We start from the raw sequence: 22,693 nt of genomic DNA, 5'->3' as shown, positions 1-22,693 counted from the left end.
AGTACATCTAACCTATTATTAAAGAGGAGTGTGACGGTTCATGTCTTTTAACATCGAGCATTTGGACAACGAAATAATCACAGGAAAACAGTACAAATTTGCTATTCCGAGAACACCAGAAGATTTTGCTGAAGTGAACAACCAAAAACTAGAGATTCTGCCTACTGATAAAAAAAGTGTCCAAGCTATCATTATCAATGATTCAGATGAAAGTAATGGTACGTACAAATATTTTGTTGAAGATAGTGAAGGCAATCGAACCTTTACAGTAGAAGCTGGCGATTATGCTATCTTTACAGGCCCTTTTGAAACATTAGCAGATATCGATAACTTTATCGGCGCAAGTTATGGTGAGCTTTACCAATCACCTGAATATGGAATTGGTGGAACAAACAATATTCAACTTCTTGATTTTGAGAATAAAAAAATTACATTAAAACTACCCGCAGTAAGTAAATAAACGTACGACCTAGAAATAAATTGCTTTTTGATTTGTTTCTAGGTCGTATTTTTAATTGATTTGTTTTTTTACTCGGTACATGTTTCTGAACAAGCATAACCTATTTCAAATCCGTAAAATTTCTTTTATAGTGTATATGTAAACGTATTCAGTAGATTTAAATCAGAGCGGCCGCTCTATTGAAATACTACTATACGCAATTATTTTCCGTTACTTTAGTTAACCAAAGGAGAGGTTTAGAATGAATGAATGGATCAATGAAAAAGTTCTACCACCCGTTTTAAAGTTCGTCAACACGAAAGCGATTACAGCATTGAGAAATGGTATGTTGTACACAATGCCATTTACAATCGTGGGTTCGATTTTTCTATTATTAGCCAATTTACCGATCGAGTCAGTGGCAAAATGGATCACCGACAGTGGTTTGGTCGTTTACTTCAATCAAGCTTATGGGGCATCTTTTGCCATCATGTCAGTTTTTGCGGTAATTGGGATCGCTTATTCCTATGTAAAAACAGAAGGCTTTGAAGGTCTACCTGCCGGAATGATTTCCCTTGTTGTCTTTATTTTATTTATGTCTCCCGATGTGACTGATTTAGACAGCGGTGTAACGATTGGAAATGTTATCAATAAAGACTGGACTGCTGGTAAGGGAATGATCACAGCAATCATCGTTGGTCTTATCGTTGGTTGGGTTTACAGCTGGTTCTTACGTCACGATATTCGGATCAAATTACCTGAAGCTGTTCCTGAAAACGTAGCAAACTCATTTACTGCCTTGATTCCTGCTGCGGCTTTGATTACTGGTGCAATGTTTGTCTATATTTTCTTTGATAAAGTCTTTAAAACAACATTCTTTGATTTCATTTATGATGTCTTACAATCTCCACTTCAAGGAGTGACTGATTCCTTGGGCGGTGCGTTAGTACTTGGTTTCTTAGTCCCATTATTCTGGTTCTTCGGTGTTCACGGTTCAACGATCGTCGGCGGAATCATGGGTCCGATTTTACAAGCCAATTCTTTAGAAAACACAGATATTTTAAAAGCCGGTAAAGAATTGACTGTTGCAAACGGTGGTCATATCGTAACGCAACAATTCTTAGATCAATTTTTAACTGTAACGGGTGCTGGTATGACACTTGGATTAGTGGTTTATATGGTGTTCTTTGCAAAATCAGCACAATTCAAACAATTAGGTCGTTTGTCAATTGGACCTGCCGTGTTCAACATTAATGAACCAATCACATTTGCCACACCGATCGTAATGAACCCGATCATGGCGATTCCATTTATTTTAACGCCTGTCGTGTCATCTGTTATTACTTATTTCGCTTTGTACACTGGTTTAGTCCCATTATTTACAGCAGTTCAAGTGCCTTGGACAACGCCGCCAATCATTTCTGGATTATTAGTTGGCGGTTGGCAAGCAGCGTTACTACAAGCATTTGTTTTAACGTTAGGATTCTTTATTTACCTACCATTTGCTAGAAAAATGGATGCTATAAACTATGCACAAGAAACAAATCAACCTATTACAGAAGACGTGTTAGAAGAAATTGAAGCTGAAGCTTAAACATCCGTTCTAAACTGACTTAAACATCACTGCACAGCTGATTCAGTTCAATTAATTCCTCCCAGCTGTGTGGTGATTTTAATGTTCAAACATGAATTAGAAATAGAAACGAATAAATTTGTAAGTAAAAGGAGTAGATCATATGTCAATTTTAAGAGAAAATTTCCTTTGGGGCGGCGCTGTTGCAGCCCATCAATTAGAAGGTGGTTGGAATCAAGGTGGTAAAGGTGTCAGTGTTGCTGACGTTATGACCGTTGGCGCTCATGGCGTGCCTAGACGAATCACAGACGGCGTGTTAAAAGGCGAAAATTACCCTAACCATGAAGCCATCGATTTTTATCATCATTACAAAGAAGATGTGAAATTATTCGCTGATCTTGGGTTAAATTGTTTCCGGACATCGATTGCCTGGACACGGATTTTCCCAAATGGGGATGAAGCTGAACCAAATGAAGAAGGCTTGCAGTTTTACGATGATTTATTCGATGAATGTTTAAAATATGGGATCGAACCTGTAATTACCTTATCTCATTTTGAAATGCCTTATCATTTAGTTACTGAATATGGTGGCTGGCGTAATCGTAAAATGATTGATTTCTTTGCGAAGTTTGCTCGTGTTTGTTTTGAACGTTATAAAGATAAAGTCACTTATTGGATGACTTTCAATGAAATCAATAATCAAGCGAATTACGCGGAAGACTTTGCGCCGTTTACCAACTCTGGGATCAAATACCAAGAAGGTGAAGATCGTGAAAAAATCATGTATCAAGCGTCTCATTATGAGTTAGTAGCTAGCGCACAAGCTGTTAAAATCGGTCATGAGATCAATCCTGATTTTCAAATTGGTTGTATGATCGCGATGTGCCCCATTTATCCGTATTCTTGTAATCCCAAAGATATGATGATGTCAGTCAGTGCCATGCAAAAACGTTACTGGTTTACAGATGTTCATGTGAGAGGGCATTATCCAAGCTTTATGGAAAACTATTTAGCTCGTAAAGGGTTTGATTTAGATATTACGGAACAGGATTTGACTGATTTAACACATGGTTGCGTGGATTATATCGGCTTTAGTTACTATATGTCGTTTGCTATTAAAGATCATGATAAGGGGCCTGCTTTTGATTATGATGAGTCGCAAGATTTAGTTAAGAATCCTTATGTAGAAGCTTCTGATTGGGGTTGGCAAATCGATCCACTTGGTTTGCGTTATGCGATGAACTGGTTTAATGAGCGCTATGAATTGCCTTTGTTTATTGTGGAAAATGGCTTTGGTGCGATCGATGAAATTGAACCAGATGGCACGATCAATGACCAATATCGGATTGATTATTTGAAAGCTCATATTGAGATGATGAAAGAAGCTGTTAAATTTGACGGTATTCCATTGATTGGATATACGCCTTGGGGCTTTATTGATTTGGTTTCTGCGGGGACTGGTGAGATGAAGAAACGGTATGGTTTTATCTATGTGGATAAGGATAATGAAGGGCAAGGGACGTTGAAGCGTTCTAAGAAGAAATCATTTGATTGGTATCAGCAAGTGATTAAGAGTAATGGGGAAGAGTTGTAAGCGACTTGGATATAAGAATAAGAGGAGAAAATAACTGCACTTACACAGTTTATTTTCTCCTCTTAGTTTGTCTGTTTCACTTAAAAATACACACTATAAAGCTAATTTTAAAATCTATTGTACGACATGTACTAAAATTGAACTTATCCTACTAAATTATTTTTTAGTGCAGCTTCTAAAATTCCTGCTGTTGGATTCGTACCCGTCCAATCATAGACTGGCATATCTTTACCATTATTATCACGATAAATGATTTTCAAAATATTTACTTGCGTTGGACTAGTTAAAATCTTGATTTTATCTCCTGTAAAATAGTACATTGCATTTCCTTTGGCATATAAACATTGCATAGTTATCTCTCCCTTTTTTTCATCTTTTGGTGGTTCAGTTATATTTGAATTTTTCAATAAATTATACCAATATCTTGCCTGTGTTTGTCTTATTGGCTGATCCGGATTTTTCGGTCTTTCATAATAACGAATAAAAATTTCTGCTAAATTCTCTGGCGATTGAGTGCTTTGAGTAAACTGCTTGAACGTCATGCTAGGATGGTTAAACTGTTTATTTTGTGACACTTCCCATTCCAGTCTCTTGCATTGACTAATAACATCCTGATAAACTAAGTCATTCTCTTTCGCCCAATTAATATATTTAGTAGCTGGTGTCCATTGTACTAAGCCATATCCACCTATCAAGTTACCTACATCATCGGATTCCCAACGATCAGCAATAATACCACTTTCCGATTGCATGTTACCTAAAATCCCCGCAACAGATTCCTTTGTCCAACCGTTAGAAACTAAGTAATTCCAAATTTGTTGAGCTGTCTCTATTTGTCCCACTATTTTGCCTCCCTTATATTTATTTACAGTCTATTTATAAAATAGTTAGAAAGCTATGTTCTTGGTATCAAACCTAGCCAACTAAATTATTTTTTAATGCAGCTTCTAAAAAACCTGCTGTTGGATTCGTACCACTCCAGTCATAAACTGGCATATCTTTACCATTGTTATCACGATAAATAATTTTAGAATATTTGCTTGTGTCGGACTAGTTAAAATCTTGATTTTATCTCCTGTAAAATAATACATTGCATTTCCTTTAGCATATAAACATTGCATAGTTATCTCTCCTTTTTTTTCATCTTTTGGCGGTTCAGTAACACCATTCAATCTATAGTATTCGATAGGATCTGGTGCCATTCTTCCATCTGCAACCGTTGTATTAATTGTCATATCACCTGCATTACAATGAATGATTGTATTGTTGTCTATAAAAAAACCAGTATGTCCATAGAAGTCCCAATATTTAGCTACAAATATATCGCCTTTTCTACACTCAGATCGAGAAATTTTCGTAGCTATTTTAGGTAAAATACTATCATGTAATGAACCTGTCCACCCTTCATTTAGATTGCTTTCTACAAATCCCCCTGCTTGTAATGCTGAAATAACAGCGGATGAACAATCATATTGAGGTGGATTTCCTCCACCCCATGGTCGAGCATTCGAATAAACAACTTTTCCTTTTCTGTCAGTCATCCATTTAATCATTGCTTCAATACTTGCCATTTGAATTCCTCCTTCCTTATTTTTCAGGTTAGGCCTTAACCGTATATACAGATTATCACTATTTTGACTTCTAAAACTTTCTGTTTTCTCCCAGATTACTGTCAATGGACTATTCTTAACAATCCGAACCAGTTTAAGAGTTCTCTAACTAATCTAGTAGTTTATCACTTAAATGTTTTAGACTTTAAGAGTGTATATCAATAGAACGCTAGATAATTACTTGATTTTCTCCCGTGTTCGTATTGACCATTAATGTCAAGTTCTTTATACTTATTAATATAGGATAGAAACGAAAAAAGCTTTACGAACTAGGAAAAGTTCGCAAAGCTCAATCACATATAAATAACCATTGGCACCTCAAGTATCTGGCGGGAACCTCATACTTGAAGTCCTTGTAAAATCAGCAAGCACTGCCCAAACAAGTCGCCAATAGTCGCTAGCATTACAACTAGCTTCTTTCATTGTACAAAAATCAAGTGTCTTTGACCCCTTCTTTTTTGTCGAGTTTTATTTGATGAGAAGTGGAATAGTAAGGTTAGTTCATACTATTGATGAACAGGTATTGGGAAATTTTCCCGATATCTTTTTTTGTTTCTATCCTATTATATAACAACAACCTGATAGAAAATAAAAAACGGCACCTCACATTTTGGCGGGAACCAAAATTATGAGGCCCTGTAAAGACAGCAAGCACTGCCAATACAAGTTGCCGATAGCCAATACCAAAGTACCAGCTTGTTTTATTGTACCCAATTTCAGTGTAGATTTCTACCTTATGTGAGAAATTCTTTTGAATTGCGTAGACAAGTGTTCTGTGGGTGTGTCTATTGAAAACGATGAGGCGTGGGTCTGATCGTTTTTTGTTTGCCTATCTAGTTGGGATTTTAATCAAATTTAGACTAGGAGAATGTAGACATGAGAAAATCACAGGAAGCAAACACAATCACTTATCAGAATATTTTGGATGTAAAAGCTTATTTGTATGAATTGAAAGAGTGGCATGAGGCCTTGCATTTTATGACTCACTTTCTTGAAGGTAAAGTAAGAAGAAATCCACAAGAAATGAAAGCTTGTGCTGAAATGTTTGAAGTAGTTTATCAAAATTTTGATACTTTAATAACCGAAACAGATGAATAGTTGACTAAATTTACGAACAGAAAATAACGAATGATTTATAGAAATAGAAAAAGTCGAAGAGACATTTCTCTCCGACTTTTTAATTATCGCTAAATAAACTGTCCTGTAATCGAATGACTATTTTTTATTTCTTCTGGTTTCCCTTCAAAAACAATTTCCCCACCTTGATTACCCCCATCAGGGCCAATATCAACGATCCAATCCCCTTGCTTGATCAAGTCAACATGATGCTCGATCACAATAACCGTATTACCTTGATCTACCAAATGATTCATGATTTCCGTCAAGTGTTCGATATCCGATAAATGAAGTCCCGTTGATGGTTCATCTAAAACGTAAATACTGCCTTTTTTGTAAAACTCACTGGCTAATTTCATCCGCTGACATTCCCCGCCAGATAAGGTATTCATCGGTTGTCCTAAGGTTAAATAGCTCAAACCAACTTGTTCCATGGCTTGTATTTTTTTCAAAATTGCTGGCTCTTTGAAGAATACCAATGCCTCTTCAACTGTTAATGCTAATACTTCTGTGATGTTTTTTCCTTGGAACTGATAATCTAACACTTCTTGTTTATAGCGTTTGCCATGGCACACATCACATTCGCTTTTTATTGCTTCCATAAACGCTAAATTTGTCTCAATGAATCCTTGCCCTTTACAATTTTCACAGCCGCCTTTGGAATTATAGCTAAATAATGAAGGCGAAACATCGTTGGCTTTTCCAAATAGCTTTCTGATGTTGTCCATGATCCCAATATACGTTGCTGGATTTGAACGTGAATTTGTTTGAGCTGCAGCTTGATCGATCACGATGGTTTCAGGAAATTCTGATAAAAAGGATTCTTTGACCAAGGTACTTTTCCCTGATCCTGCCACACCTGTAATCATCGTTAAGGTCTTTTTCGGAATCCGTAAAGCTGTCTCCTTTAAGTTATGCTTACTTGAAAGACGTCCTTGGTAAAAATCGACTGCTGGTCTAACCTGTTTTTTCAACTCTGTTTGATTTTTCAAGCAGTTTCCTGTTAGCGTGTCTGACTCGAGTAAGTCCTTATACGTTCCTTCAAACATAATATTTCCACCATGTTTTCCTGCCTGAGGACCAACTTCGATCACATGGTCGGCAATTTTAATCACATCTGGATCATGTTCGATCACAATGACAGTATTGCCTTTATCTCTTAGTTTGAACAACAATTCATTTAAACGGTGAACATCTCTAGGATGCAGTCCGATGCTTGGTTCATCAAATATGTAAATCAAATCCACCAGACTATTATTTAAATGCTTGACCATCTTGACCCGTTGAGACTCACCGCCAGATAATGTTGCGGTTTCTCGATTTAAACTTAAATAGCCTAACCCAATTTCAACTAAGTGACTGATTTTTTCTTTCAGATTTTTAATGATCGGCGTAGCATTTGGGATTTCGATCGTTTCTAAGACATCCAGCATTTTAATCAATTCGATAGAAGTAAAATCTGCAATTGAATAGTCACCGACTGTTACAGCTAACGAAGCTTGTGACAAACGTTTTCCCTGGCAAAGCGGACAAGTTGCTTCATGGGTATATTCATTAATCAGTTTCTGGGTTCGTGGTGATATTTCGCCTTCTTTTTGCAAATAGAGGCGATTGAACTTTGCAAATAACCCTTCATATGTGAAATTAACATCCTCGATTTTAACTTTAATATCTTTTCCAAAAAGCAGTGTATCCAATTCTTGTTCTGTATACTCTGAAATTTTCTTATCATTGTCAAATAAACCTGAATCTAAATAGCCTTTCATATGCCATTCTGTGTTTTTAAACGCAGAAAACTGGATCGCTCCACTTTTTAAAGACTGTGAAGGATCTAAAAATTTATCTTCATCGATTCTCAGTGTTCGCCCAATTCCTTGACACTCTGGACACATACCTGCTTGATCATTAAAGGAAAAATAATTGGCTGTTCCAATACTAGGCTTCCCAAATCTTGAAAAAAGCACGCGCAGCAAAGGATTGATATCTGTGATCGTTCCTAATGTTGAACGAGAATTGCCACCTAAACGCTTTTGATTGATAACCACTGAAGTCGATAAATTTTCAATGCTGTCCACATCTGGGTGCTGATATTTCGGTAGAAAATTTTGTATAAACGCACTAAAGGTTTCATTTAATTGTCGTTGCGATTCATTAGCGATCGTTTCAAATACAATCGAGGATTTTCCTGAACCCGAAACACCTGTAAAAACAGTTATTTTTCGTTTCGGTATTTTTACTGAGACATTTTTTAAATTATTTTCTCGTGCCCCATTGATTGTTACATATTCTGTCATAAAAATCCTCCTTAAAATAAAAGCGGAACAAATCGGTTAATCCTGTAGAAAATTAGGAAATTGGTATTGAAATGCCCTTCATTTCACTGACAATTTATTTATTTTCCTAAGGATTGATTTGTGCAGCTAGATAACAGTTAAAAGCGGAACAGGCTCGTTCAACCTTGACTGGAAAATAGGAAAAATCGACTGAGACGCTTTCTGTCTCATTCTATTTTTATCTTTTTCCCGAAAGGTTAGCCTGTGCAGCTAGATACCAATAAAAGCGGAACAGGCTCGTTCAACCTTGACTGGAAAATAGGAAAAATCGACTGAGGCGCTTTCTGTCTCATTCTATTTTTATCTTTTTCCCGAAAGGTTAGCCTGTATAGCTAGATACCACTAGACTAACCCTATCGTAGCACATTTGTGCAAGTTCCAAGGTTATAGATTACAAAGTTTGTTAAATAGCTTATAATAATCAAAAACATTGTTATCCGGAGGAATATCCCATGAGTATTCGACCCATTGATATTGCCAGAGAATTGAATATCAGTACCAGTTTATTACGGCATTATGAAAAAAAGCAACTCATCCCCTCACCTGAGCGAAGCAGCAGTGGTTATCGACTTTATACTGAAGAAAGTTTGCATTACTTTCGTGCGATTCGAACAACTACGCTCACTTATGGCTATCACGCTACAAATGACATCATGGCCGCTATCCAAAGCCATAACTTTACAGCCGCTTTTTGGTTATTGAATGAAGAACAAGTTAAACTAAATCAACGAAAAAATATATCTGATCAAACCTTAGCCCTCCTCCACGACGAGGAATGGCAAGAAATCACGCTGTTACCCACTCGAGGTTGGCTGACGATTGGTGAAACAGCTGAACGTTTAGCGATTCCTGAAACTACGATTCGCCACTGGACCAAAGAACGACTCCTTGAAGTCCCACGGGATAGTGACAGTAACTATCGAATGTTTGATGAACATGCCTTACAACAATTATTATTTATCCGTTTGATTCGAGCCTCTACTTGGTCATTAAATGAAATCCGAGAAATATTGGCGCAATTTCAAGCAGATTCACCTAAGCGAATGATTGAATTAGCAGAACAATCCTTACGTGCTTTGAATGAACTTCTTAAACGTCAAATGATTGCCAACAAGTATATTTATGCGCTGATTCAATTTTTACAGCCAGATTTTTTTGAAGATTTTCCTAGCACTGATTTTTATTGAAATACAATAAGTAGCTAAGAACAAGGTAGATTATGTTACTTTGTTCCTAGCTACTGCGGTTACTCGTGTCATAAAAAGAAATCATTTCTATAAATTGAATAGCCTTTTCTGTACTTTCCAAAGGATATGCAGGATTCTAAGTAAAAAAATGAGTGGGACATAACTCTACGAGTCATATCCCACTCACATGGAATCTAGATAAATGATGAGAGCAGAAGCAACTCCTTTCTGAATAAATGCTCCCGTCCCATACTCTCGAAAAGACAAGCCAAGGAGAATAGAATGTAGTCTTTCTTTGCAACTTGACTATTCAGCTATTTTCATGTTTCCACTGTTCATAGAAAGTAGCTAACCGCTTGATATGAAGAGGAATACGCTCGGGTGAAGCTTCTAAAAAAAGTCAATGCATTATTTTCTGCTGCAATCATTCGTTGGTCAACAGAAGCCAGGATTTTTTCCATTTCTTGTTCTAGCATGTGAAGATTATCTGCAAAACCTAAATGTTCTGCGACAGCTTCTGGATTATTAGGAAACTGTCCTTCTAGTTCTTTTTTTAATTCTTCACGAACATATGGATAGTACTGTGCGAGATTCATTTCTACGTTTATTTTAGGTCGGGTTTCTGTCATGAGGTACCTCTTTTGGTGTTTCTGAGGAAAGGGGTGGTACAAGATGAAGGTCGGGTTTCTTTGCTGGTTGTTCCCACTTCTCTACTAATCTCTGTGTATCTTGAATGGTTTCAAGCATACGAGCCATTATTTCACTAGTATTTTTTTCAACAGTCGCATGCATTTGTTGCTGCTTCACTACAGCTTCCTCGCCGATTTTTCGGACAAGCTCTTTTTGTCGTTCCCTTTCAAGTTCAAGTTCTTTTTCGTCCATAAAAACACCTCTTTTCTAATTTAATTGTTTAGTCAACATCATAAAAAATTATACCAAAATCCAACAGTCCAGAAACGTTTAGCAATCGAAAAAAATTCAAAAATTCTATCCCTATATTGATTGAATTTTTGAGGCCTGCTGTTTTATTGCTTCTTTTACTTTTTTTCCAGCTTGTCCTTTTAAAGAGCTACCTAAATTACTTGATAAACTCTCTAAAGAACTTTTCAATTCATTTATGTACGTGTCAGTAATTGATTTTACTTCTTGTTCTCTTGATGCGTGATCCATGAGCGCGGCAGTCCCTACGAATGAACGAATAGTATTTTTTTGTCTCGCTTTTCTAAGCTCTTTTAATCCAGCTTCATCAAGAATTTCATCTGTGAATAGCTCTACCTTGTCCTCTAAAATCCTCCTTTTAATTTTCTAAATTACGTAATTCTTTTCTATAATTTTCTACTAACTCTTCCATCTCGTTCATTATTTTTTTTCTTTCTTGATGAAATCGATCCTCTAACTCCAATGATTCATTTTGGAAATAATGATACGCTTCAGATAGAGCTTCACGACCATAAGGAAGTTTTCCAGCCCAATACTCAGTTTCTTTGACATAGTCGTCTATTTCTTGAACTATTTTTCTTTTGTTCCAAGCTAACTGATCTTCTTTTTCCTCCTATATTCGTACTTCTTTCATATACTCTAGCTTTAATTCTTCTTCTTTATCCATTCTTAACGCATTCCTTTACAGTTAGTCTGGTTGAAATTGTTTCGCTAATTGTTGATCCACAGATAACAGTTTTTCAATACTTCCATGAATTTCTGTTTTGAGCGTATCACAGCTACTTGCGATTTCTCTGTATTCAGCAATTTTGGATTCATTTCTCTCTTTAGGTCGGTCGCAAATGATTGATTTACTGACACCTATAGATTCGAGTGCGTCCAGTACTTCTGGTTCGCTCAAATCATGCCCTAATGTTATTCCTGCTTTCAAGGAGTTTTGCCAAGCTTGTTCTGCTTTTTCTGTTTTCCGACGAAGGAAACTTTCTGCCTCTAAAAACGTCGCATTGACCGTACTCATTTGTGCATTTAACACAAGAAGTGCTTCAACACTGTCTAAGAAAATAGCTTCATTGGCTGATAAACCGCCACCACTTTTCTTTAACTTATTTCGCAAGAACTTCATCCATGCTTGTGTGCCACTAAGAACACCTAGTAACTGCTGTTTATCATTCTCCGCTCTTTTTTTTATTGCTTTTACGTTGAACTCATTATCAGGAATTAACAATCGACCCGTTTTTTTATCAAATTCCCACATAGCCAGACTATGGTAAGCGCCACCAAATCGATCAGCCATCTTTTTGTCTTTCTCCATATCAATAATAATGGCAAACTCTCGACCGGTCACTCGAAGTCCTCCGACAGCATCATTCCTATTTCGATAGTTATAAAACATACCTGGGTTGTCTTTTGCCCATTTTTTTCCATCTTTTGACATCATGCTTCCAGCATAAGGACCATTGAATCCTACGTTAAGCCATTTGTTTTCTGCGGCAATATAAAAAGCTAAACTTTCTCCTAAAGAATGTCCTGTCGTTGTAATTGTCGCAAAAGGATACCGATTTCTAATAGACTCTGCGAATTGCTGGGCTGTGACAGATTGGGCGTCCACCATTTCGGGTGCTCCAAACCAATCAAATGATTTCAGTTTCTCACTTCCTGCACCAACGGTTTGTATATCTGTCGCTAGATCTAAACTATCTGATTGATTCGTTCCTGCGTAAGCAATTACAACTTGTGAGGTGTCTGCTTTTCCGTTAACTATTGGGGCAACGGCCATTGCTTGCATTCCGTTGTCTGAGTTGTTTTCAACTTCGAGAATTTTGTATTCTTTATCGTTAAATTCTGTTAAACTTCCTTTATTTAAGTTTGAATTATAGTCATTATGTTTAGGATCTAGTAAATAAACTTTTTCACTCATTTCTTTATAAGATTTATCATCAACCATTTATATAGTCTCCTTTGATCCATTTGTATAAATTATTTCTATTTTATTTTTCGTAACGCCATTATTTTGAACATTTTTATTCAAAATGTCTATACTTCCTATATCATGAGATTCTTTCCAATAAGTTAGATTTACTTCTACAAATTGTTGCTCTTTATTCGTAATAGTCACTCTCATATGATAAGCTCCTGTCATAGTTTGCCTATCTGGTCCACTACTTTTATCAAATTTTATGGATTTAATCTCTCTATATTTATTTTTCAATGCAACTGCTGATTCTCTTTCTGTTTCTAATAAATTTCGTTGTTCTTCTTTAGCTTTTTCTTCTGCTTTTTTATCCATATACAATTTCCCTCCAAAACCAATAAGCACTATAACAATTCCAACTATTATTGTAATTCGTTTATTCATTATATCCCCCTAAACAGATATATAGTAAACTTATCATAATACAAAAATATATATGATATTGATTTTTTCCTAAGTAATGTTATTTAACTTACAAGTTTCCATACTTTTAATTAGCCCGAGTCACCCAATTCTTCCAATTCAATGTTTGAATATTAAAGATTGTTTATTTATAATTAGGAAAACGGCCATTATCTTTATTACAAGGTCTGTGCCATTCTCCACTCATAATCTGTTGACAATTTAGGGTTACTTAAAGCATCTCCTTTTACCCATGGATAATCATTTTTCTTATTATCAACATCATAAACTTCATCTGCCAATATCTTATAGTCTTGATCACTAATCATATTAATTCTCCTTTAAGATATCAATATCATTTAATGTTCTATTTCTATTCTCTATTTTTTCTAACTTAAAAGCAGCAGGATTTATTCTTGTACCTATAGAATCAACATTTACTTTATCTATTCTTTCTAAAGAAAATGTTATTAAATTATCCTGATTAACTTTAGCAGAAACATGCCAAGATCCAGTTTCTGTATTGTACTTAAATTCAGAAAATTTTATTGACTTTACATCTGAATAATTCTGCACAACAAATAATGCTATAGTTTTTTTTGCTTGTAATATCTGTTCTTCTTTGACTTTTTCTTCTGCTTTTTTATCCATATACAATTTCCCTCCAAATCCAATAAACACTATAGTAATAATTCCAACAATTATAGCAATTCTTTTATTCATTATTTCCTCCCGAAAAGATAAATAGTAATATTATTTCAACACAAGAGTGACTATTCTCTTGTAACCCTTCCCAAATAAAGTTATTTAATTTATGAATTATCATAATCTTAAATAACTCAAGTCACCCACTCATTACAATTAATTGTCGGATAATTTTCTACGAATTATGAGCTGTGACAGACTGGGCGTCCACAAATCGAGGTACCTTAAACCAATCGTTTATCACTTCTGGTACCAACCGTCTGTATATCTGTAACGCTATCTAAATCATCCTATTTAGCGTTATATTTCTAAGAAGTTATCATAACTCTCGATTCAACACGTCATCTTGAATCATCCCACTGGCTTTCATAAACATATACGTAACTACTGGACCAACAAAGGTAAATCCATGCTTTTTCATATCCTTGGCTACATTTTTCGATAACACTGTAACGTTTGGAACCTCGTAAGCTTCTTCATACACATTCAACTGAGGAACACCGCCCACAAAATCCCACATATATTCAGCGAAACTTCCGTATTCTTCTTGCACCGCTAAAATCGCTTGAGCATTTTGAATTGTTGCGTTGATTTTTCTTGGGTTACGAATCATTTCAGGATCCTGCATGATTTTTTCCACATCGTCCGGCATCATAGCCGCAACTTTCTGAATCTCCATATTATGAAAGTTTTTCAAAAATGCCTCTAATTTACCAGCTGCTGCTTTCCAACTTAAACCAGCTTGAAACGTTCCTACAGTGAGTAAAATAAAAAGTAAACGATCATCATGTGTGGGTTTGCCCCATTGCTTGTGGTACCAGTCGAATTTTGACGGTTGCTTTTCTTTCATCTTTTTCTCCTACAAATAGTTATTTCTTTTATAATAGCACAAAAGAAATAACGAGATGGATTCGCTACTTCTCAACTAAAAAAAAAGTTTGGAAGAAACACCCAAACTCTACATCTGTTCACCTATTTTAATAATTCCACCATCGTTTTTGAAATAGCTTCTGCTTTTAATCCATAAACTTCCTTTAAATACGCCATTTTACCAACTTGACCAAATTGTTCTTTGACACCGATTCGTTTCATTTTCACAGGATGATTTTCAGCTACTATTTGCGCTACACCACTACCCAATCCGCCAATAACATTATGGTTTTCTGCGGTTACAATTGGTCCTAGTTTAGCTGCTTCAATCACTATTTCTTCATTCATCGGCTTGATTCTAAACAAATCAATCACTTGAACTGAGATACCTTGTTTCTCTAAATCCTCCGCTGCCTGAAGAGCTTCTTCCACCATAATTCCACTAGCAAAAATCGTACCTGCTGTTCCTTTTTTTAACCTACAATACCCTTTAGAAAAATCTTCCTTACCAGTATAAAGTGCCTTCGCTTGTTTGCGAATCGTTCGAATATAGAATAGTCCTTGTGCCGTATGTGCATATTCTAAAATCGCTTTAAATTGGTATGGATCTGATACTTCATAGATATGGTTTCCCGGAATGACCCGCATCAAGGCAATATCTTCAAACGGCATATGTGTGCCGCCGTTCATTTCAGCAGTAACACCTGGATCAGTTCCTACAATTACCGCATGATTCTTGGCATAACCAAGAGATAGAAAGACTTGATCAAAGGAACGCCTCGTTGCAAATGGCGCAAAGGTATGGATAAACGGGACAAAACCAGTGACAGCAAGACCCGCTGCTGCTCCCATTTCTTCCGCTTCCATGATGCCCACATTGATATAACGTTTTCCTAGTTGCTCTTTTAATTTACTTGTTCCCATCGAACTTGCTAGATCCGCTTCTAATGCTACAACTTTTGGATCTTTTTCTGCTAACGCTAAAATCGTTTTTGTATAGACTTGTCGCATTTCTAAGTCTTTCATTATTGATTCACCTCGATCTTTTCAGCCAACACGTCAATCGCTTCTTTGATGGCTAATTTTCCTGCTTCATCTGGACGAACATGATGATTGTCCACTAATGCTTCAAAGTAAGGAACCCCTTGTCCTTTTACTGTATCTAAAACAATCGCTGTTGGTTTACCGATCATTTGTTTCGCTTGATTCAACGCAACTTCAATTGTATCAACATCACTGCCATCAACACGCCAACTATTAAACCCAAAGGCCTGCATTTTTTCGACAAAATTAAATGGATCGCAAATATCTGTTGTATCACCATCTAACTGTTTTTTATTATCATCAATCAATACGATCAAATGATCCAACTTTTGATGAGCCGCAAACTGAAACGCCTCCCAGCACTGTCCTTCATTTAATTCACCGTCACCAACGATTGCATAGGTATAATTACTTTTGCCTAACAACTGATTGCCTTTTGCGATCCCTGTTGCCGCTGAGATTCCTTGACCTAAAGACCCTGTTGTCATATCCACACCCGGTGTTTTGATTCGGTCTGGATGAGAAGGAAGATTTGTCCCATTTTGATTTAAACTAAAAAGAAATGCTTCGTCGAAATACCCTTTTAAAAACAACGTAGCATATAGCGCAGGCCCTGCATGTCCTTTCGATAAAACAAAATAATCACGGTCTGGATCATCTTTTCTTTCTGGTGAAACATTCAAGACTTTTCCATACAAAACAGCCAACGTTTCAACAATGGACAAGCTACCGCCAAAATGTCCAAAGCCTAAATTATCTAATTCTCTCATCGTATAATAACGAATCTGATCTGCAAATTTCTGTGTGTCCATTATGCCGCCTCCTTCGTCTCAGTTGTTTTTTTCTTGCCGAAAATCGTTAATCCAATCAATAACGCCAACACCGCTAAAACACCGACAACGACAGCCATTTGACCGCCCATATCTGCTAATTTACCAAGAAAAATCCCCGCAACACCATAATCTGTATCAGAGAAAGTCGACCCTTGGAAGCCTAAATCACCCATAACAGGCATTAGTAAAATCGGCATAAAACTAATAATCACCCCATGAATAAACGAACCCACAACGGCACCTCGAACTCCACCTGTAGCATTTCCAAAAACCCCGGCCGTCGCACCACAGAAGAAATGTGGCACCACACCTGGAATAATCACGGTCGTACCTGTCGCAATCATAATAAATAAACTAACGATCCCACCAACAAAACTAGTTAAAAAGCCAACCAAAACAGCATTTGGTGCATAAGGAAAAACAATCGGACAATCTAAAGCTGGAATCGAGTTAGGCACTAATTTTTCAGAAATCCCTTTAAATGCCGGTACAATTTCAGCTAAAATCAAACGAACGCCAGCCAAGATCACAAACACACCTGCCGCAAACATCCCTGCTTGTTGTAACGCATAGATAATATAATTTGTCCCATTACTAAGATTTTCAGAAATAAAGTCATTCCCTGCAAACAAGGCCACGATCGTATACACAATTCCCATCGTCAACGTAATACTAACCGTCGAATCACGTAAGAATGACAAGCCTTTTGGAAAATTGATATCTTCCGTTGATTTCTTTTTATCCCCCACATATTTTCCGATAAAACCACTAAGCGCATAACCAAAGTTTCCAGTATGCCCCAACGCCACTGAATCATTCTTGGTAATTTGTTTGGTAAATGGCTGAGCGATCGTAGGAAAAATCGTATTTGCTAATCCTAAGGCCAAACCGCCAACTAAGACTAACGGCACGGCACTCATTTTTGTGACACTCATGATTACCGCAATCATACAAGCCATATAAAGTGTTGCATGACCTGTTAAATAAATATATTTAAATTTCGTAATGCGGGCGATCAAAATATTAAACGCCATTCCCGCTAACATAATAAGTGCTGTATATGTCCCATATTTTGTCAAAGCCAACGCAACGATTGCTTCATTATTCGGCACCACACCTTGCATGTTAAACGCATGCTGGAACATTTCACCAAATGGGGCTAGTGACCCTTCGATCACACCAGCTCCTGCAGTTACCACTAAAAACCCAACAAAAGTTTTGATTCCGCCACGGACAACATCTGAAATCGGCTTTTTCTGTAACCCCAGGCCCAGAACTGCGATCAAAGCTACCAGAATTGCTGGAGTACTTGCAATATCGATCAATATATTTAAGATACTATTCATATTTTTCTCCCACCTTCTTTAGACTTTAGAGTAATTCATTTTCTACACAAACTGCTCTGACTTTTTCTCTTAATTCATCCATATCGATAATACTTTCTAAAACAACCACATTCCCTAAATGCTGCGCACTATCTGCTAAATCGCCACCTACAAAAAAGACATCTGCCAAATCCGGCGTTGCACTGCCCATATCGTAATGCGCCACCTCAACTCCTGTTACACCTAATTCATTCAACACACTGTTGATATTCATTTCCACCATAAAACTAGATCCTAAGCCAGATCCACAAACTGCTGCCATTTTCATAACGATTCTCCTTCCTTTAATAACTGAATAATTGTTTCTTGATCGTTTGCTGCTAATAGCTTTTCTAAATTCTCTTTGTTCGATAAAATTTTCGTTAAACTCGCCAATGCTTTTAAATGCATTTCATTATCAATAGCTGCCAAACAGATAAAAATAGTGATTTCATGCTTTGAATCATCTAAAAGAAAGACAGGTTCTTCCACCTTTAAAAGAGACATCCCTAATTGTTTGACGCCATCTTCAGGCCTTGCATGTGGTAATGCGATTCCTTTGCCAATATGAATAAAGGCACCGTAATCTTTGACCTTTTGAATCATGGCTTCTATATAATCCTCTGTGATTTTCCCGTGGGTTTTCAATGGTCGGGCCGCATAAGCAATCGCTTCTTCCCAATTTAATTTTTTATCCGTCAACTGGATCATGTCTATCGTTAACAACTCTGATAACATTGGCTTCTCATCTTCTTTCGCTTTCAATTTTTTGATCATTTTCCGATTTAAGATACGGTACATTTTTTCTTTGGTAATACCTTTTTTTAACTCTATATAGGGTAATAAAGTCTCAATAATTTCATCTATAGAAGGGACAACAATTCCTGGGATCAATAAATCTTCTTGCACACAGCGAATCAGATTATTCTTTTCCAATTGAGACATGATCGGATTGACTAAATATATTTTTTTGAGTGTATTCAACGGAACGCTAGAAAAAATCACATCATATTCAGATTCTGAAATACTTTCTAATTGATCCACCGTGGTCGTTAAACTAAAATCAATCGTTGGAAAAAGTTCCTTCAACTCCGATTGCATAATCAAAGACGAACTAATACCGCTGGGACATAAAACCAACGCTTTATAGCGGATCACCCGATTTAATTCTCGTTGATTGCCGATTTCACCACCAAATAAAATCGTGAAGTACCCAACTTCTTCATCTGGGATTGCTTGACCTATCAACATTTCTAAAGGATGCAATGCTATTTTGGTTAAGGCGAATAGTTCACCATATTGTTCTTTGATTTCTTCAGTCAACACATTCGCTAGCGAAAAACGATACTTGATTCTAAAAAAAGCTGGCACTAAGTGATAAAATAGGTCAAGTAATAATTTCCGATAAGCTTTAAACTCGATTGCCGATAAACGTTCCATTTCATGAATGATCTGACTCGCACATTCTAGTAAAAATTCCAACGCTGTATCACGGATTTCTCCTTGTGTGATTGTCATAAAAATCAACGTGAAATACAATTGCTCATTTTTAGGCTCAAGGATTTCAGGAAATTCAGCCAAAAACAACTGACTTCCATTAAAAGCATTTAGCTCTTTTAACGTATCTCTTGCTTGTGTATCCAATCTAAAAGTACATGTTTTTGCACGTCTTAAAACATACGCCATAAAATAAATCGTCTCTTCAATTCGACTTGGCACAATGACTAACTCACTCGCCTTGATTGCTTCAAAAAAATAAGAACGAACGTCTGCTTCAACTGTTTTTGAATACTTTATCAACCCTTTTTTCAATCCCCATTTTCCTGAAACAGACGAAACTACTTTTGCGATCATCTGATGGGCTTGAATCCGAATATCCTCTTCACATCCAGACAAATAAAAACCACTTTTTCGTGAATAATCCAAACTGATTTTTTGCTTAGTTAACTGTTTCCGCAACTTTTTGATATCCGCTAAAATTGTATTCTTACTAACTTGAAGAAATTCTTGATAATGATAAACAGATAGATCCTCTTCTGCTATAAACGTCAAAAGATAAAGCAAGGCTTGTCTTTCATATTCTGAATAAACGATTTCCGTTTCTAACTTACCAAAATGAAGTTCCAACCATTTATCAGCTACTTGCTTTGAGAAATAGATTTTGTCTTTTTCCCAAGAAATTGGTTCGTAGGAAAATTGCTGCAGTTGCTCATTGAGTTTTCCTAGCTGATCGATCACTGTTTCTGTAGATAACCCTGTAATCTCATTGATTTCTTGAATGGTGTAACCCACTTTGTCCGGCCTATTGATAAGATAACTCATTCGATAATCAATCATCTTGTCCCTCCTATACTTACTATATAATGTAAACGCTACAAATCAAAGAAACGTTGAGTCTAATCTATTTTTGATTTTTCAAAATGATTGGACTCAATTAAAAAAATAACAAAATAGCTATGGAAGTCAATTGATTACTGACTCCATAGCTATTTTGTTAGTCGATTACAACGCTCACCTTATTTTCAGACACTTGTTCTACCGACAATCGATCGTTTGATTCTAAAAGTGTTACCTTCAATTCTTTTTGATTCATTGTAACCTTGACTTGTGTCCCATGAATAGTTAGCTTAAATGCTAAGGCTTCAATTTCTTTTGGTAAAAGATTTTCAAGTTGGATCGTTTGACCTGCACTTGATAAGCCAGCAAATCCATAAATAATGCTTAGCCAGCTACCGCCCATATTTGCTGCATGAATCCCATCTTTGGCATTTCCTTGTAAATCCGTTAGATCCATCAGCGCTGTATCCATAAAGTAGCTATATGCTTTGTCTAGTTGCTTCGTCCGACTAGCTAGAATACTAAAGATAGAACGTGACAATGAAGAATCATGGGTCGTAACTTCCTCATAAAATTGATAATCTCTTTGAATTTGCTCCACTGAGTAATCTTGTGGAAACAACATTTCAGCTAGTAAGGCATCCGCCTGTTTACATACTTGATGTTTATAAATGATCATCGGGTGATAATGTAGTAATAGCGGATATTTCTCTTTTGGTGTTTCTTCAAACGGCCATTTTGCTTTTTCAAAAAAGGTATCATCTTGCTTGATCAGTTGTTTTTCATGATCATAAGGTAGTTTCATCCCTTCAGCCGCTTTTTGCCAAGCAGACCATTCCTCTTTTGAAACTACGTTCAATCGCTGTGCTAACGTAACTGCATACCTTAAATTATTTTGCGCCATTTTGTTCGTATAGTAATTATTATTGACCAACGCTGTATATTCATCCGGTCCAGTCACACCATTGATGCAAAAGTCATCACCGACCCAGTTACCGTAATTTAACCAAAAACGGGCGGTTTCAACAATCACTTTAGCACCAGATTCTGCGATAAATTGATGATCACCTGTTACCCGTTCATATAGTTGAAAAGCGTAGGCTATATCGGCATTGATATGAATTTGAGCTGTTCCAGCAGGATAATATGCACTGGCTTCTTCTCCATTGATCGTCCGCCAAGCAAATAAAGCTCCGCTGTCTTGAGCCATTTCCTTCGCACGTTCTTGTGCTTTTGGTAAAATCGAGACCCGATAATTCAATAATTGCTTCGCAATTTTCGGCTGCGTATAGATAAAGAATGGCAACATATACATTTCCGTATCCCAGAAATAATGTCCTTCATACCCTTCCCCAGTCAATCCTTTCGCCGCAAAATTCGTCAGACCATCTCGACCTGAATTTTGATATAAGTGGAATAAATTAAAACGAATCCCTTTTTGAAGAATCGGGTCACCCGTGATTTCGATATCACTTGCTTGCCAGAATTCAGAAAAATGCTGTATCTGTTCTTTGACTAACTGTTCCATTGCTAGGTTGTTCCTAATTTCAGTTAACTTGTCTTTTTCTGTCTCGATGACCTGACCATTATCTGTCGCAAGAGGTTTTGACAGTACGACATAGTTTGTCAAAGTGACTGCTTGATTCTTTTGAGCAACAACTCGTTTTGATACTGTTTGACTTCCGACTTCGTTCGCTCCATCAGAGGTCTTCAGCGTTTGAGAAATCAAAACAGATTGTCCACTGAATTCGGTTTTCACTTCGGTCCACTCGTCGTTTAACTGATTCATTCTAAGTTTACTTTTAGAAGAAGCAACTCGTGGATCGATCGACCCTTCATCGTTGGTTTTATTCTCCTGAAATGCTATATTTTTAGTGATCATCATCTCACCCGAAAAATTCAACGCTTCGATCGTATACTGAAAAACACTAATCTCAGAATGTGAATAGGAAAGAAATGAACAAAGAGCTAGTGAAAATTTCTTTCCTTGCGATGTCTCGATTTCATAACGTTCTTCCAACATGCCTGTTTTCATATTTAATTGAAAATCGGTTTGTTCTACAAGCCAATCTGTTTCATTTGACTTTTCTCCATCAATTTCGATAATGAGACTTCTTATATCAGGCAGTTTTACGATCGTTTGATGATTTTTCGCATAACCATAGGCCCATTCTCCATAAACAATAGGATGCGTATCATAAAATCCATTGATAAATGTTCCAGGATTGCCGTGTTTTTTTTTGCCTTTTAAAACACTGGATGAACGGATCCCTAAATGACCATTGCTCAATGCAAACAAGGTTTCAATATATTCAGGACTTTGATTATTAAGATCGTTTAAAGTCAGTAAATACTCAGAATTCATCTATTTTCTC

22 protein-coding genes are annotated in these 22,693 nt (G+C 36.6%); 5 read left to right on the top strand and 17 right to left on the bottom strand.

The window, feature by feature from the left end; genetic code table 11:
- The first annotated feature begins 40 nt into the window (after nucleotides 1-40).
- The 3 genes from IGL98_RS03590 to IGL98_RS03580 all read left to right on the top strand — a co-directional run bounded on the left by IGL98_RS03590 (nucleotide 41) and on the right by IGL98_RS03580 (nucleotide 3,606).
- Nucleotides 41-460 (top strand): effector binding domain-containing protein, encoded by a 420-nt coding sequence (locus tag IGL98_RS03590; protein ID WP_206841506.1) that lies wholly within the window; start codon nucleotides 41-43, stop codon nucleotides 458-460.
- Between the two features lie 241 nt (nucleotides 461-701).
- Nucleotides 702-2,033 (top strand): PTS sugar transporter subunit IIC, encoded by a 1,332-nt coding sequence (locus IGL98_RS03585; RefSeq protein WP_206841504.1) that lies wholly within the window; start codon nucleotides 702-704, stop codon nucleotides 2,031-2,033.
- A gap of 142 nt (nucleotides 2,034-2,175) precedes the next feature.
- The gene (locus IGL98_RS03580) at nucleotides 2,176-3,606 is read left to right on the top strand and encodes a 6-phospho-beta-glucosidase (RefSeq protein WP_206841501.1); all 1,431 of its coding nucleotides are present in this window, start codon (nucleotides 2,176-2,178) and stop codon (nucleotides 3,604-3,606) included.
- 143 nt (nucleotides 3,607-3,749) lie between these two features.
- Here the strand turns inward: IGL98_RS03580 and IGL98_RS03575 are convergent, their stop codons facing one another.
- Together IGL98_RS03575 and IGL98_RS03570 are read right to left on the bottom strand one after the other, a co-directional pair.
- A complete protein-coding gene (locus IGL98_RS03575; protein WP_206841499.1) occupies nucleotides 3,750-4,448 on the bottom strand; it encodes a phage tail tip lysozyme in 699 nt (232 codons plus the stop codon).
- 105 nt (nucleotides 4,449-4,553) lie between these two features.
- Nucleotides 4,554-5,177, bottom strand: coding sequence for a peptidoglycan amidohydrolase family protein (locus IGL98_RS03570; RefSeq protein WP_206911795.1), 624 nt, complete (start codon nucleotides 5,175-5,177; stop codon nucleotides 4,554-4,556).
- A gap of 915 nt (nucleotides 5,178-6,092) precedes the next feature.
- On the opposite strand from IGL98_RS03570, the gene IGL98_RS03565 reads away from it, so the two are divergent.
- The gene (locus IGL98_RS03565) at nucleotides 6,093-6,314 is read left to right on the top strand and encodes a hypothetical protein (protein WP_206911794.1); all 222 of its coding nucleotides are present in this window, start codon (nucleotides 6,093-6,095) and stop codon (nucleotides 6,312-6,314) included.
- A gap of 89 nt (nucleotides 6,315-6,403) precedes the next feature.
- Here IGL98_RS03565 and IGL98_RS03560 read toward each other — a convergent pair whose 3' ends face one another.
- Nucleotides 6,404-8,626 carry an ATP-binding cassette domain-containing protein gene (locus IGL98_RS03560; protein WP_206911793.1) on the bottom strand — a complete coding sequence of 741 codons (2,223 nt, stop codon included), beginning with the start codon at nucleotides 8,624-8,626 and terminating at the stop codon, nucleotides 6,404-6,406.
- A 491-nt stretch (nucleotides 8,627-9,117) separates the two neighbouring features.
- Here IGL98_RS03560 and IGL98_RS03555 point away from each other — a divergent pair, with 491 nt between their 5' ends.
- The gene (locus tag IGL98_RS03555; protein WP_206841491.1) at nucleotides 9,118-9,852 is read left to right on the top strand and encodes a MerR family DNA-binding transcriptional regulator; all 735 of its coding nucleotides are present in this window, start codon (nucleotides 9,118-9,120) and stop codon (nucleotides 9,850-9,852) included.
- A 335-nt stretch (nucleotides 9,853-10,187) separates the two neighbouring features.
- Here the strand turns inward: IGL98_RS03555 and IGL98_RS03550 are convergent, their stop codons facing one another.
- The 14 genes from IGL98_RS03550 to IGL98_RS03485 form a co-directional block, all read right to left on the bottom strand.
- Complete coding sequence (locus tag IGL98_RS03550) at nucleotides 10,188-10,481, bottom strand: hypothetical protein (RefSeq protein WP_206841489.1); 294 nt, start codon at nucleotides 10,479-10,481, stop codon at nucleotides 10,188-10,190.
- Nucleotides 10,462-10,734 carry a hypothetical protein gene (locus IGL98_RS03545; RefSeq protein WP_206841487.1) on the bottom strand — a complete coding sequence of 91 codons (273 nt, stop codon included), beginning with the start codon at nucleotides 10,732-10,734 and terminating at the stop codon, nucleotides 10,462-10,464. The genes IGL98_RS03550 and IGL98_RS03545 overlap by 20 nt, the downstream gene beginning before the upstream one ends.
- 111 nt (nucleotides 10,735-10,845) lie before the next feature.
- Nucleotides 10,846-11,022, bottom strand: a complete 177-nt coding sequence (locus tag IGL98_RS03540; protein ID WP_206841483.1) for a hypothetical protein — start codon at nucleotides 11,020-11,022, stop codon at nucleotides 10,846-10,848.
- Between the two features lie 457 nt (nucleotides 11,023-11,479).
- A complete protein-coding gene (locus IGL98_RS03535) occupies nucleotides 11,480-12,736 on the bottom strand; it encodes a lipase (protein ID WP_206841481.1) in 1,257 nt (418 codons plus the stop codon).
- Nucleotides 12,737-13,147: a hypothetical protein gene (locus IGL98_RS03530; RefSeq protein WP_206841477.1), complete on the bottom strand. Its 411-nt coding sequence runs from the start codon at nucleotides 13,145-13,147 to the stop codon at nucleotides 12,737-12,739.
- A 197-nt stretch (nucleotides 13,148-13,344) separates the two neighbouring features.
- Nucleotides 13,345-13,494, bottom strand: coding sequence for a hypothetical protein (locus IGL98_RS03525; protein ID WP_206841473.1), 150 nt, complete (start codon nucleotides 13,492-13,494; stop codon nucleotides 13,345-13,347).
- Nucleotide 13,495: 1 nt separating this feature from the next.
- Entirely contained in the window at nucleotides 13,496-13,888 is a 393-nt protein-coding gene (locus IGL98_RS03520; protein ID WP_206841471.1) for a hypothetical protein, read from the bottom strand.
- Between the two features lie 301 nt (nucleotides 13,889-14,189).
- Nucleotides 14,190-14,720, bottom strand: coding sequence for a DNA-3-methyladenine glycosylase I (locus tag IGL98_RS03515; protein WP_206841468.1), 531 nt, complete (start codon nucleotides 14,718-14,720; stop codon nucleotides 14,190-14,192).
- A 122-nt stretch (nucleotides 14,721-14,842) separates the two neighbouring features.
- The gene (locus IGL98_RS03510; protein WP_206911792.1) at nucleotides 14,843-15,766 is read right to left on the bottom strand and encodes a transketolase family protein; all 924 of its coding nucleotides are present in this window, start codon (nucleotides 15,764-15,766) and stop codon (nucleotides 14,843-14,845) included.
- Nucleotides 15,766-16,596 carry a transketolase gene (locus IGL98_RS03505; protein WP_206841464.1) on the bottom strand — a complete coding sequence of 277 codons (831 nt, stop codon included), beginning with the start codon at nucleotides 16,594-16,596 and terminating at the stop codon, nucleotides 15,766-15,768. Before IGL98_RS03505 ends, IGL98_RS03510 begins: the two co-directional genes overlap by 1 nt.
- On the bottom strand, nucleotides 16,596-17,963 hold the full coding sequence (locus tag IGL98_RS03500) for a PTS ascorbate transporter subunit IIC (RefSeq protein WP_206911791.1): 1,368 nt from the start codon (nucleotides 17,961-17,963) through the stop codon (nucleotides 16,596-16,598). Before IGL98_RS03500 ends, IGL98_RS03505 begins: the two co-directional genes overlap by 1 nt.
- A gap of 25 nt (nucleotides 17,964-17,988) precedes the next feature.
- Nucleotides 17,989-18,270 carry a PTS sugar transporter subunit IIB gene (locus tag IGL98_RS03495; RefSeq protein ID WP_206841459.1) on the bottom strand — a complete coding sequence of 94 codons (282 nt, stop codon included), beginning with the start codon at nucleotides 18,268-18,270 and terminating at the stop codon, nucleotides 17,989-17,991.
- Nucleotides 18,267-20,318 (bottom strand): BglG family transcription antiterminator, encoded by a 2,052-nt coding sequence (locus IGL98_RS03490; protein WP_206911790.1) that lies wholly within the window; start codon nucleotides 20,316-20,318, stop codon nucleotides 18,267-18,269. Before IGL98_RS03490 ends, IGL98_RS03495 begins: the two co-directional genes overlap by 4 nt.
- Nucleotides 20,319-20,475: 157 nt before the next feature.
- Complete coding sequence (locus IGL98_RS03485; RefSeq protein WP_206911789.1) at nucleotides 20,476-22,683, bottom strand: glycoside hydrolase family 65 protein; 2,208 nt, start codon at nucleotides 22,681-22,683, stop codon at nucleotides 20,476-20,478.
- Nucleotides 22,684-22,693 lie beyond the last annotated feature (10 nt).

It is taken from the genome of Enterococcus sp. DIV0840 (assembly GCF_050527835.1).
Taxonomy (GTDB): Bacteria; Bacillota; Bacilli; order Lactobacillales; family Enterococcaceae; genus Enterococcus_L; species Enterococcus_L ureasiticus.
The sequence above is the reverse complement of the archived record's forward strand: the minus strand, read 5'-3'. Positions and strand labels throughout refer to the sequence as shown.